Source organism: Nostoc punctiforme PCC 73102 (assembly GCF_000020025.1).
Lineage (GTDB): Bacteria > Cyanobacteriota > Cyanobacteriia > Cyanobacteriales > Nostocaceae > Nostoc > Nostoc punctiforme.
Genome location: NC_010628.1, coordinates 4,795,131 through 4,807,755, shown reverse-complemented (window position 1 = coordinate 4,807,755; position 12,625 = coordinate 4,795,131). Strand labels below are relative to the sequence as shown.

Annotated in this window: 13 protein-coding genes; 5 read left to right on the top strand and 8 right to left on the bottom strand. The window is 41.2% G+C overall.

Features of this window, described 5'->3' with window-relative positions; genetic code table 11:
- Window positions 1-172: 172 nt before the first annotated feature.
- The 3 genes from NPUN_RS19245 to NPUN_RS19235 all read right to left on the bottom strand — a co-directional run bounded on the left by NPUN_RS19245 (window position 173) and on the right by NPUN_RS19235 (window position 2,462).
- A complete protein-coding gene (locus NPUN_RS19245; RefSeq protein WP_012410166.1) occupies window positions 173-940 on the bottom strand; it encodes a phycobilisome rod-core linker polypeptide in 768 nt (255 codons plus the stop codon).
- A gap of 362 nt (window positions 941-1,302) precedes the next feature.
- Window positions 1,303-1,848, bottom strand: a complete 546-nt coding sequence (locus NPUN_RS19240) for a hypothetical protein (RefSeq protein ID WP_012410165.1) — start codon at window positions 1,846-1,848, stop codon at window positions 1,303-1,305.
- Window positions 1,845-2,462, bottom strand: coding sequence for a phycobiliprotein lyase (locus tag NPUN_RS19235; RefSeq protein ID WP_041566292.1), 618 nt, complete (start codon window positions 2,460-2,462; stop codon window positions 1,845-1,847). Before NPUN_RS19235 ends, NPUN_RS19240 begins: the two co-directional genes overlap by 4 nt.
- Before the next feature lie 299 nt (window positions 2,463-2,761).
- Here NPUN_RS19235 and NPUN_RS19230 point away from each other — a divergent pair, with 299 nt between their 5' ends.
- The 4 genes from NPUN_RS19230 to NPUN_RS19215 all read left to right on the top strand — a co-directional run bounded on the left by NPUN_RS19230 (window position 2,762) and on the right by NPUN_RS19215 (window position 5,250).
- Window positions 2,762-2,932 (top strand): NblA/ycf18 family protein, encoded by a 171-nt coding sequence (locus NPUN_RS19230; RefSeq protein WP_012410163.1) that lies wholly within the window; start codon window positions 2,762-2,764, stop codon window positions 2,930-2,932.
- Window positions 2,933-3,293: 361 nt separating this feature from the next.
- A complete protein-coding gene (locus tag NPUN_RS19225; protein ID WP_012410162.1) occupies window positions 3,294-3,851 on the top strand; it encodes a globin family protein in 558 nt (185 codons plus the stop codon).
- Window positions 3,852-3,937: 86 nt separating this feature from the next.
- Window positions 3,938-4,432, top strand: coding sequence for a globin family protein (locus NPUN_RS19220; protein ID WP_012410161.1), 495 nt, complete (start codon window positions 3,938-3,940; stop codon window positions 4,430-4,432).
- 209 nt (window positions 4,433-4,641) lie between these two features.
- Window positions 4,642-5,250: a HEAT repeat domain-containing protein gene (locus tag NPUN_RS19215; protein WP_012410160.1), complete on the top strand. Its 609-nt coding sequence runs from the start codon at window positions 4,642-4,644 to the stop codon at window positions 5,248-5,250.
- 47 nt (window positions 5,251-5,297) lie between these two features.
- Here NPUN_RS19215 and NPUN_RS19210 read toward each other — a convergent pair whose 3' ends face one another.
- The 3 genes from NPUN_RS19210 to NPUN_RS19200 form a co-directional block, all read right to left on the bottom strand.
- Complete coding sequence (locus NPUN_RS19210; RefSeq protein ID WP_012410159.1) at window positions 5,298-6,203, bottom strand: HEAT repeat domain-containing protein; 906 nt, start codon at window positions 6,201-6,203, stop codon at window positions 5,298-5,300.
- 32 nt (window positions 6,204-6,235) lie between these two features.
- Window positions 6,236-6,475: a hypothetical protein gene (locus tag NPUN_RS19205; RefSeq protein WP_012410158.1), complete on the bottom strand. Its 240-nt coding sequence runs from the start codon at window positions 6,473-6,475 to the stop codon at window positions 6,236-6,238.
- A 342-nt stretch (window positions 6,476-6,817) separates the two neighbouring features.
- A complete protein-coding gene (locus NPUN_RS19200) occupies window positions 6,818-7,618 on the bottom strand; it encodes a DUF1838 domain-containing protein (protein ID WP_012410157.1) in 801 nt (266 codons plus the stop codon).
- Between the two features lie 310 nt (window positions 7,619-7,928).
- On the opposite strand from NPUN_RS19200, the gene NPUN_RS19195 reads away from it, so the two are divergent.
- Complete coding sequence (locus NPUN_RS19195) at window positions 7,929-9,212, top strand: HEAT repeat domain-containing protein (protein ID WP_012410156.1); 1,284 nt, start codon at window positions 7,929-7,931, stop codon at window positions 9,210-9,212.
- A 326-nt stretch (window positions 9,213-9,538) separates the two neighbouring features.
- Here the strand turns inward: NPUN_RS19195 and NPUN_RS19190 are convergent, their stop codons facing one another.
- Complete coding sequence (locus NPUN_RS19190) at window positions 9,539-10,630, bottom strand: acyltransferase family protein (RefSeq protein WP_012410155.1); 1,092 nt, start codon at window positions 10,628-10,630, stop codon at window positions 9,539-9,541.
- Between the two features lie 493 nt (window positions 10,631-11,123).
- Complete coding sequence (glgA, locus tag NPUN_RS19185) at window positions 11,124-12,563, bottom strand: glycogen synthase GlgA (RefSeq protein ID WP_012410154.1); 1,440 nt, start codon at window positions 12,561-12,563, stop codon at window positions 11,124-11,126.
- Between the last annotated feature and the right edge of the window lie 62 nt (window positions 12,564-12,625).

Here is a 12,625-nt window from a genome sequence, read left to right as displayed (position 1 = left end):
GCAGGGAAGGGATTCCCAATTCCCAATTCCCATAAACAACTAGCGTGCATCAGACATGGGATAGAGTCTGTTTCACTAGTTATACCTAAATGAAACTCCTACATAACCCAAGACTCATGCACGCTATAAAATGATCAAGCCGATGTACTAAACAGCCGTCGACCAAAAATCGTTACTTAATTCCAGCTAACTGGCGATAAGGTACGGACTTTTCGATATCGATGTTGAATGACGAGATTCTCTGTGGCGTATTGCCAGTTGCATTGACACTTTGTGCCATAGTCAAGAACAGAGCTGGATCGCCAGCTTTTGGCTTTTGTTCTTGTGGAAGGAATCTGCGTACTTCGACCTGCCAAATGATTTGGGGGAAACCCAGTTTGGCACGGTGGTAATCTTCGTATCGCGGAGATTTGATGTTAAATGGCAACTCACCTGTAGATTGAGATGGCAGTATCCGACGGCGCTGATAGGGCACTGTGGAATATCCAAAATTGCTCAGGTACTCTTCAGTGTTGAGAACTTCATCAACAAAGCCTACAATACCCTTGGTAGCGACCACAATTGACCAAGCGATTTTTTCGCGCTCGTTGTATGGGTCGCGTCCTAGAACGCGCTGAATTACTTGCTCAACAAAGCGGTAATTATTGTTGAGGTCGTAAAAGCTTTTCTTAAAGGTATTGGAAAGCACCAATCCACGAACAAAGTCTCGTACTGTAATTTGTCCATTACGGAGTTGAGACTCTAAATATGTTTCGCGATCGGCAGCAAAAGCATAAAAGAAAAGTTGACGATATGCTGCTTCGATCAGATCGCCTAAATCTGATGGAGACAGGATATTGTCTGTAGTAAAAATCCTTGGCTGTTCATCACCCGGTACTTCATATCCAGCGACACGCTGGTTTTGACTTGAAGGTTCATATTCTAACAGAGGAATTGCCATTCTAAAGCCTCCATGTTCTTAATTAAAGTTAACAACTTTAAATCACATATTAAGGGAGTAGTTGTATCAGAACCTCAGATTCTGATAAAATTTCACGAAACTTAACTAAGGGTGATTTTAAGTATTGGGTATGAAAAACGATTAGCACACTGGATTCAACCCATAGCTAATCAATAAAAAAAGTAGTACAACTTCCAGCTTAATAGTTACTGTAAATGACTAAAAAATTTTATTCACATATTTCAGATTAGAAGATTGAGTTTCACTTTTTTTAATTGAAGCAATAAAATTTAACATTCAGCAAAAGAAATTAATAGGCAATAGGCATGATTATTCCCTATTCCCTTCTGCCCCCTGCCCCCTTAACGACCTATCCAAAATTCCAGAGGATCTATGGTTGACTTACAGTAAGGCCAGCTACGCAAAGTTGCTTCCATTCCTTCCTCCCAGTAGGGTGGTTCTAATCCCAGTCCTAAACATAGATGAGATAGGATGCTAGCAAACTGCTGATTGTGACCAAAGTCTCCTAGATGGGCATGGGCATATTCATGGACGACTACACCAAACCAGTCTTTAGGTGCAACTCGACCGACATCTACCAGAATAGTGATTGGATTTGTGAGAATGTTGCACAGCCCGTCTATGCCAAAAGATTGAGCTATGGGGACTGCAAAAATTTGGATGTGGCGACGCTCTTGCGGATGAAAGCACTCATGACAAACTTCTAAGTAGGCATTGATCTGAGCGTTTACGGTGTTAATATTATCGCCAATCCAAGTGCAAATGGGGATGCGATCGCGCAGGTTATCGAACACATCCACCATCCCCGGCTCTAGGGCAAGTCTCTGCACTTGATGCAGATAATCTTGCCCACGAGTAAAAGCATCATTTTGCTTGAGATAATTCACCAACCCAGAACTGAATAAAACTGTTTTTTCTCTAGAATATCTTGCCCAAGTCTTTCTGTTACCTGTTCTGTGCCGGAAACCTCAACAGAACTTTCGATGCGGCTTTCGCTACAAAACGATGCCGTACTGAAGCCACCAAACCGTTTTACTGTACTGGTTCGCAGTCGCATATTTGGGCTGGCAAACCAGAACCTTTCAATGGAACTCATTGTTTCGTATTCAGTTGTTAACACTAGTCCATCTTCATCGTCCATGTGAAAAAGACCGACTACAGGCACAATTTCGGCATAGCCTCTTTCGCGCAGTAATTTGCCAGCCCTTGGGTTATCCCCATCAGGCACGATCGCAAATATAGTTTTCCCCTGATGGTTCTCTTCATTCTCTCTATCCCAAGCCATTGTGCCTAGCCAACGCACACGTGACCCTCCTACTGAAAGGCTGGGGTCAATTTCATGATACTGGCACAGTTCAATGATTTCTGGATGATTGGCTTCCAGAGTTTCTACTTGTATATCCGATTCTCCCGTCTCTGAGCGCTTGAATGCCAGGTGATGAGTTACTCGTTGCGATCGCCACTTACCAGCACTTAGCTGAAAAAATTCCATTGCGTCTATCAATCTTCTGACTCCTACTTATGACTCCTGCGGATGATGTTATACGTGTTTTTTATTTTTACAGTTATTGGTATATAAACATTCTAAACATTACAGCGATTAGCGATCGGCTTCAACAAACTCCCTACAAAGGGTTAGATAGAGATGTTGTTACACAATTGTAAATTTTTATAAGGGCTATTGTTTATAGCTTGACAATGTAGACAGTTTAATATCTCAGTGCTAAAATAGTTGAAAGCGATCGTCTTCACATTACTAGTAACAACAGATACCTTCGATTCAGTCAATCAGAGGAGTGAATGATGGATTTCCCAGTCGAATTAACATTAGAGCAACAATTTCGCTTACAAAACTTGAAAGACCAGGTAAAAAGTTTGAGCCAACAAGAAGCTCAAGAATTTTTGTTAGAAGTTTTACGGCAGATGATGGTAAAAGATAATTTGGTCAAACATCTGCTAAAACAAGCTTGATAGAGTAAAAAAAAGAATATCCTTTCCTTAAGACTTACGCAGTGGCAAAGTTCCGTTGAAATGCGTAAGTCTTAATTTTTTAGGCATTGGAAGAGGCAGAGAGCAATGGAACAGGCGGCAGAGGGGAAAGAAGGGAAGGAAGGGAAAGAAGTAATTTTTAATTCTCCTCCTTGCACCCTGCCCTCTTCCCTGTGCCTCTCCCAATACCCAAATTAAATATTACAGATTATTACTTTGTCTCTCATAGTAAAGACTAGGGCACTATTGATCCCCTATGTTTTTGTTTGGCTACTCGCAGTTAATTCTGATCGAGAACACGCCAGAAATAATATCCGCCATTTGTGAATATTAAGGAGAACTCATGGTTCTTGATGCTTTTTCCAGAGCTGTAATTGCGGCTGATGCCAAAACCGCTCCTATCGGTGGTGCTGACTTAGCAGCCCTTAAGTCTTTCATTGCTGAAGGCAACAAGCGCCTTGATGCAGTGAATGCGATCGCCAGCAACGCTAGCTGTGCAGTTTCTGATGCCATTGCTGGTATTGCTTGTGAAAACACAGGTTTGCTTCAAGCTGGTGGTAACTTGTACCCCACTCGCCGGATGGCTGCTTGCCTACGTGATGCTGAAATCGTTCTGCGCTACGTAACTTATGCACTATTGGCTGGTGATTCTTCCGTATTAGACGATCGCGCTTTGAACGGTCTGAAAGAAACCTACACAGCTTTGGGCGTACCTACTGGATCTTCAGTACGCGCTTTCCAAATCCTGAAGGCTATCAGCGTCGCTCACATCACCAACACCAACACTGAAGCTAACGCAGGCAAAAAATTCCGCAAGATTGACACTCCTCAAGGCGACTGCTCTGCTCTAGCTGCTGAAGCTGCTAGCTACTTCGATCGCGTTATTTCTGCTCTGAGCTAATTGCTAATCGCTAATGTCTTAAGCCTATTAGTCAAGCCAACTGAAATACAAAACTCGATCACATCTAATCTGGAGTATAAAAAGCAATGAAATCAGTTATCACTACGGTTATTGGATCTGCTGATGCAGCAGGTCGTTTTCCAACCACCTCTGATCTAGAATCCGTTCAAGGTAGCATTCAACGCGCTAGCGCTCGTTTAGAAGCTGCTGAAAAGTTGGCTGCTGGTATTGATGCAGTCGCTAAAGAAGCTTATGATGCTGCTTTTAAGAAATATCCTTACTTGACCCAAGAAGGTGAAGCTGGCGACACTCAAGTTAAGAAAGACAAGTGCTTCCGTGACATCAAGCACTACCTACGCTTGATCAACTACAGCTTAGTTGTGGGCGGTACTGGTCCTTTGGATGAGTGGGGTATTGCAGGCGCTCGTGAAGTTTACCGCTCTTTGGGTCTTCCTACTGCTCCCTACGTTACCGCGTTGACTTACACTCGCGATCGCGCTTGTTCTCCTCGTGACTTGTCTCCTCAAGCATTAGGTGAGTTCCGCGCTCTTCTCGACTACGTAATCAACTCCCTTTCATAGTAATCGGATTTGACTAGACGTAGACGAGTGATCGTCATACTCTAAAACTCAGGGACTCTCAATCTGTTGCTTTGCCTGTATCTGGTTGAGTGATTGATCAAGAGTCCCTCAGTTGTTACTAATTCGTAATGACGCTCCTACGTCGCTAACGCTGCGCTAACGTAATTCACGATCGAACTTGGGGGATTTCAACAGGAAAATTTTCTTTTATGACAATAGATTCATTATTTGAACAGTTGAAACACCCCAACCCTAATCTGCGGGAACGAGCCATGTGGGAACTGGCTGATGTTCGGGATGAAAATACGATTTCTCGCCTGATGGGTATTTTGGATGAAGAAGATGTGACTTACCGTCGTGCTGCTGTTAAGGCACTGGGTGCTATTGGTACAGATGCTGTCCCATCATTGGTAAATTCATTAGTAAATAGCGAGAATGCAACCATTCGGGGTAGTTGTGCTAAGGCTCTGGCACAGGTTGCTGCTAACCATCCAGATGTTCCTTTCCCAAATGAGGGCTTACAGGGATTAAAAACAGCGCTCAATGACCCAAATGCGGTTGTCTATATTGCATCAGTAATGGCACTGGGTGAAATTGGTTCTCCTGCCTTTGAGATTTTGGCTGAAGCTCTAAAAACAATAGATAATGTTGCGCTGGCTGTAGCGATTGTTAATGCACTGGGTTCGATGGGTGATATGCGGGGAGTGGAAGTGTTGACAGCATTAACTAATGATGAATCTGCCGATCCGTATGTTCGTGAATCAGCAGTGAGTGCTTTGCCCCGATTAGATCAGGTGATTAATTATAAAGGAAAATAGCGATCGCTCTTAAATACAACTACCTTCATCAATCCCAATAGGATTTATTACCAAGAATCTTCCTCTAACTGTCTCTCAATTTGAGACATCGCCAACTTGATCACCGCCTGAACTCCTGCTTCCTCTTCTTTGGTTAATGCGGCTTGTAGGGGTTCTAAAGCAGCGCGATCGCCAATTTTCATTAATGCTAGAGCCGCCGCTTTTCGGGTTTCCCAATCGGCATGATGCAGCAACTCAACTAGATTAGGAATCGCGGGTTGATAAGCCAGACTGCCCAAAGCAGATGCCGCTTCACACCGCACCATTAGGGATGAATCGGTGAGAGCGTTCACTAGAATGTGAAATGCTCCTTCTTCAGTACCTTCTTCAGCAATTTTAGCGATCGCACCCACCACCGCAGCGCGAACATCGGCCGAGTCTGAGTTAATTTCTCGATATAAATGCTCCTTCGCCTCTGCTCCAATAAATCCCAGCGCCCACACAGCATGTCCTTTAGCACTTTCTGGATACTCAGTTGACGCTAAGATTTTCAGTAATGCTGGCACAGCTGCCTCACCGATTTTGGCAAGCCCCCCCACCGCAGAGGTTTTGACTACCGTATCTTCATCATTTAGAAGCGCATTAACCAACGTGGGAACTGCGATCGGATCGGCAATCAGTGTCAGGGTTTTAGCGCTGGCTCTGCGTACAACTGGGTTGGGGTGATTTGCCACAGCTTCCATTAACAAAGGGGTCGCTGGTTTACCGACTTTACCCAGCGCCTCTGCAAAACTCAACCTAACCATCCCCCGTGCGTCTCCCATACTCTCAATCATCTGCTTGAGTAGCTCTTGATCGTCAGGGTTGAAGGATTTTAAGCCTAATTGCTCATTCACTGTTGCTAGTATTGCATCGGTTTCTGCCTGGGAAAGATGTAACGAATCCTCCCCGGATTGAGTTTTGGAGTCGAGCATTATGACTTCTAGCTAAATTATCAAGATGATTACTAGTTATTGACGCTCAGGGAAGCTTGCTGATTACGGAGTTCTTGGAGAGCAGAATCAATTTTGGCAAGTTCAGGCTCCAGTTGTGCCATAACATTAACTCTCATCAACTTCGCTCGTTTTGCTGTTTCTGTAGTTTCTTGAACTAAACGTTCCCGATATAGCTCAAGTTCTGCAATCACTTCGGCGACATCTTGAGGAGTTATGTTATCGGTTGTTGTGAATTCTGAGGTTTCATCCATAACTTTTGTTTCCTAAATGCGTGTTTATATGAATGATGTGTAGTCAGTGTTCGACTATCGTTTATATTTGGTTACTTGCTAAAGATAAACACTTAGCAAATACATAAAATGGAACGATTGGCAAGAGCAACTAACTAATAGCTGACAAATGCTTATATTCTGATCTTCTCAGATCGAGTTACCACTGGTAAAGTTTTTTGGTGGAAATTTTCAAAAGTTGTACCCAACTACAGCCTTTAATCTAGCTTCTGATCAGTTTTGTAGGCGTTCTTATGTTCAAGTGCTTAGGTATAGCGCCTCGTAGACATCACGCAAAATGATTCAGTACTGTACAACAACCACTCAATATCTTTCCTCTAGTGGGAAAATATCTCCTCGCAAGTAGGATTCAAAATTTTTCTTAAAGTATTGAATGCTCGTCACATTGGGTTCGTCACTTTCTGTTGGCGTGAATTCATAAATTGGTACCTTTTCCCTCACCAAGTTGACCAAGCTAGGATGAAGCTGCTCAAAAGAATCCACTCTAAATATCGTTGTTTCAAATCTTAATTTAGCTGGATGAGCATATCCTAATTTCATCCAGGGCATCCAAGGACAGTCTCTCGCCCATTTAGCCGGAGGGACTTCAGTGGCATCAGGTCGGCAAGTATTTGATATAAAGTACTCAACTCCCTTAAACTTTTCTCCAGGGCAATAATCTAAATATTTACTATCTCCTGCTAAGGGATGTGGGTATTCTAAAGGAATTTCCATAACAGAGGTAATGTATCCCTTGCCTTTGGGTATAACAAATTTCTTTGGTTTGACTGAGCCTTGGACAATTCGGTTAGCAATGTGAACTACTGGTACTGGTTGACTTGCTGTTGGTGACTTCCAAGAGTGCAGAATTTCTTGAGTATCTGGATCGCAAAATAAACCCAACTCTCTATTGATGCGATACCCAACTTCGCCATGTTCAGGATCGGGTTTGAGAAATACTTTAGTAGCATTCATCCCAATAATAGAGAATAATTTTTCTTGTGGCTTATCTGGTGTTTCTTGCCAACAAATTTCTCCAGACCAGTTGTAATAAAGCTGTAAACCATGATTTTTTCTGTAAAAATCGAGGTTATTAAATTCGTAGTCATCTAAATAATCATTCATATATAGGCATCCGCTCTTATTTGTGAACTAGTTTGGCTTAAAAGGCAATAGGCAAGAGGAAAGAAGGCAATAGGCAATAGGCAATGAGAAAGAAAGCTTTTTTTGTTGTACCTAGCTTTGCAAAAATCAAATATGAGCCTTATAAGACTTCTATCATTTTAAAATGGCTACGAAGATGCAAAGCGGTTTTCGTTAGACATAGCAACTTCCATCTAACAGGACTTACATAAAAAAATTTTGCAGTCCCCAGTCCCTAGTACGATAGTAAACATGAACTCTGAGCAATTATCCACGAGCCATTTATAGATCAATGGATAAACGTTTTTTTAAAATGTTTGGGCTAACAGAAGAACAAGCGATCGCAATTATCGATACACCATTAGAACAACTCGAAGATGCTTCTGATAAGTATATTGCTGTTTCCCATCTGATTAATTATCCCACTGAACAGTCGATCGCGGCTTTGGTACGAGCGATTGAAACTAGTAACCCTGATGAGTTAGACCATCGTATTGTCCGACGCAAGGCTGTGGAAAGTCTGGGGCGATTGCAAGCTGAATCAGCTTTACCTGTAATTCGGCAGTGTCTTAAAGATGATGATATTTATACTGTTGAAAATACCGTGTGGGCGATCGGGGAAATCGGGACTAAAGATCCAGATATTCTCGAAGAAGTGGCGCAACTACTGGATAAACCAGGTCAAATTTATCGAGTTATTATTCACACTTTAGCGAATGCTGACTATCAGCCGTCCTTGGAACGTGTAAATAAATTTACTGAAGCTGAAGACGAACCTACTCGTAGTGCTGCGATCGCTACAGTTTGTCGTTTTAGCGGTGACTACTCCCAAATAACTGAGGTGATGGCGCTGCTGCAAAGTTCCAGCGTCAATGCACGGCGCGGTTGCATTCAAGACTTGATTGATGCATGCTACTACAAAGCCATCCCAGAAATTGCCCGTTGTCCTGTATCTCTGGTGTTTCGCTTGCGAGGATTGCGGATGCTTTTGGATGCAGGCGTTCCCAGTGGTGAAATTACCTTTACAGAAATTCAGCCTTACTTAGAAAAAGTACTTTACGATCATCCTAACGACCTTGATTTAGTACATGAGTATGACGCGACCCCTGTATTAGATTTTGTTATTAACGAACTCTACGAAACTGATTTTGGACGCTGCTATTTAGCGACAAAAACCTTACTAGATATATATCCCCAAGAAGCACCCCAAGCACTTTTAACAACTTATGGGGATAAAGCATATAACGATTATGGCGCTCATTATCATGTCATGAAACTTTTCGGCTGGCTGAAATATGCTCCCGCTTACGATTTGTTAATAGAAAACCTGCACAATCGCGAACCTCAGTTTCAGAAATCTCGTGCGGCGTGTGCGATCGCTCTTGGTGAATTGGGTGATTCACGAGCAATTCCTGAAATCAAAATTTGTCTAAATACGCCGATTTGGGACTTGAAATATGCATGCTTCTTGGCGCTAGACCGTTTAGGAGACTCATCCGGTCGGGAAATTTGCATTCATGATGGTGATTGGTTAATTAAGGCGAAAGCAACGACTAATGCCAATATTGCTGTTTGATCGAACCAGACTAACCCTATTTCGCCACTCTCGACAAAGCAAAGAAACCTTTATTCAACAAGGGTTTTAGCGATTTATTACTAACAAAGTATTTGAAATATTTTGTTAGTAATTAAATGTTGAAACCTTTAGCATATCTAGATTTGCAAATTAGGGAATTACTTTTTGATTCCCAGTTTTAAGAAAGAGTGCTAAATAGGTCGGAGTAAATAAAGATAGCCTTATTAAAAAGAGTAAGGCGAAACTTTTTAAGAGGGGTTAGGGGGGAGCTAAAGTATCTAAATTCATAGGGAAACACTTTTCAAACAACCTCTTAGTTAAGAGTCTCAGTTCATGTTGGCAAATACCCTTTTCCTTAGATTTGTAATTAATGGCTTTTCCAGATACGAATGGATTAGACATCCCATAAATACTGCTATTACAACAATTATAGATGCGATAGCATTGCAATATACGATCTGACTTTCAATCAAGTGTAATATATTTAACTTTTCTATAATTTTTGTAAAAACTTTAGCTGTTATATTTAATAAAAAGCCATGCGCTAAATATATGGAATAAGACGCATTGCCTATATAAATTAGAACTGGAGGTATATTGATTGTCTTTGATAGTTCTAAATAAACAGATCCTATAATCAGGAGCATAAATGGAATACCGTAAGCTATCAATGTAGGGATACCAGAAACATTATATTCCTTATATTTTGTATTTATGATTGATATCATCAGCATAAAAATTGAAGCGTAAATTAACGATGTTCCAAACTTAAATCGATATTTAGATATTGTATAAGCAGCTAAACAACCCAGCAGGAATTCTAGATTATGTTCGTCAAATATAAAATTAAGCAGAAAATTGTCCCCGATTGGTAATAAGTTAAAGAGCTTAAGAATTATGCCAATAATCCAACCAAAAATTATCGGCTGGCAAATTTTTGTGTTGATCAGAATGAGTAGACCGAATATAGAATAGAAAAAAACTTCATAACTCAGCGTCCAGCTGACACCAATAAAAGTAGCATCTAGAATAGAACGGTCTTGAGGTAGCAATAAAACAGCCTTGATAATTTCGCCTGCACTTCGCTGATAAATGCTATTCGTCGTATCAGTATTAAATAGAGAAACTATGATTTTGATAGTTAAAATACTCCAATATAATGGATATACGCGGATAAACCTTTTAAATGCGAAGGACTTAAACTTATTCGGTTTGCCTATATCAGATTGATGAATATAAAATATAATAAATCCACTGAGTACGAAAAAGAAATCTACGCCTATCCAACCGAAATGAAATATTTGCAATAATTTATCTTGCTGTAGTTCACGAGAAATTATTTTGTTCGCGTGGGTTAAAACTACAAGTGCAGCAGCTATACCACGATATACTTGTAGTAAGTTTAATTGTTTGTTCATAGCATTCGCAGGTTTAGTTGTAAAAACTAAATAAATGGTTTAAATCAGTAAATGACAAGGTTTTTTTGATCGTTTCCTTTCGAGTTCAAGTACCAACTTCAGAAGCAGCAAAAATAGGAGGAGGTAATATTGTTAGGGAGCAAAAGATGTAGGCTTTATGATACTTACAACAACTTTCCGAGCTAAAAATTGGAAATAGTCCGGGATTATTTGACTTTAGTTCTAATTAACTAACTGGGGTATATTACCATAGATATGAGCTATCGCGTCAGGAAATATATAGATAATTATGAATTTTCTGAGCGAATTATATAGAATCAGCCGATGGTTTAGACTACAGATATTTGTGAATCTTATGACGATTTTCTTAAACTATAAAATATAAATACTGTTAAATTGGCAAGTTTCTAAAACAAAAAAACTCGTGAGTAGCATCTTCAGACTAATCTGAACAATGCTGTCACGAGTTTCAAAAAGTAGTTATTTAGGCAGTTTAGGACTTGCTATTGGTAACTGCTTCGTTTAAGACTAACTCTGGTTTTGGTGTCTCCTCTTCTTCTGGCAAACCGTAAATTGACCTGTACAACTTGACGTACTCTTTAGCAGATTTATACCAACTAAAATCTTCACTCATGCCCCGTTTTTGTAGTTCTTGCCATTGCGGTTTGAAACGGAAGCCTTCCCAAGCTCGGATCATACAAGTGAAAAGGTCTAGCGGTTCATAGCGGTCAAAGCAATAACCGGTGCCTGCGGCATTTTCGGGGTCGTGATGGCTTACGGTGTCAACTAATCCACCTGTGCGGCGAACAATAGGTACAGAACCGTAGCGCAAAGACATCATTTGGCTAATACCGCATGGTTCAAAACGACTAGGCATCAAGAAGGCATCAGTACCAGCATAGATGCGGCGAGACAGGGCATCGTTATACAGTAAGTAAGTTGCCATGCGTCCGGGAAAACGAGATGCTAATTGCCACATCTGAGTTTCATAGTAGCGATCGCCTGTTCCCAATAAAACAAACTGTGCATCTGTATAAGATAGGAAGCGATCGAGGATTTGCAAGATCAAATCAATACCTTTTTGTTCCACTAATCGGGTAACAATTCCAATTAAAAAGGCTTTAGAATTGACTTCTAATCCTACTTCTTCTTGCAAAGCAATTTTGTTAGCTTTGCGTTTATCTAAAGTCTCAGTAGTGAAGGTTTGAGCAATATATTTGTCATCTTCGGGATTATAAACTTCAGTATCAATCCCGTTGATAATCCCGGATAACTTACCGCTAATAAAAGACAGCAAACCTTCTAAGGTTTCACCATAAGCAGGTGTCTTGATTTGCTCGGCATAAGTGGGCGAAACTGTATTTACCTTATTGGCAAATTGCACTGCTGCGGCCATTGTGTTGTGTCCTTGCATATACCAAGGACACCAAGTAATTTTTTCTAAATACCAACGCCAGGGCCCTTGATAAGCCAGGTTATGAATGGTAAACACTGTGGTGATATCTGGATCTTGGTGCATCCATACAGGAATCATTCCCGTATGCCAGTCATGACAATGGATAATGTCTGGTTTCCAGTAATTCCAGGCAAACTCGGCTGCACCATTGGAAAAGAAAGTGAACCGCCAGTCTTCATCATCTCCAGAATAAATGCGGCGAGGTAGGAAGACGGGATGTCCAAATAAGTACAAGGGAACATCAGTACCAGGCAGAACGCTTTCATAAACAGCAAATTCCTGGAACATGGCAGACCCCCGCCAGATGGGTTCTTTGGGAATTTCCATTTTGTCTGGCAGGAAGCCATAGTAAGGCAAGAATATCCGCACATCATGCCCCATTTCTCTCAGAAATTTGGGTAATGCCCCAACAACATCACCCATTCCTCCTACTTTCGCAATGGGTGCTGCTTCTGCTGCAACAAATAGAATCCGCATGGTAATTTTTGCTTCCCCGATTCTGTCTATAAATTGTCAATTAACTCTACGATCGCGACCAA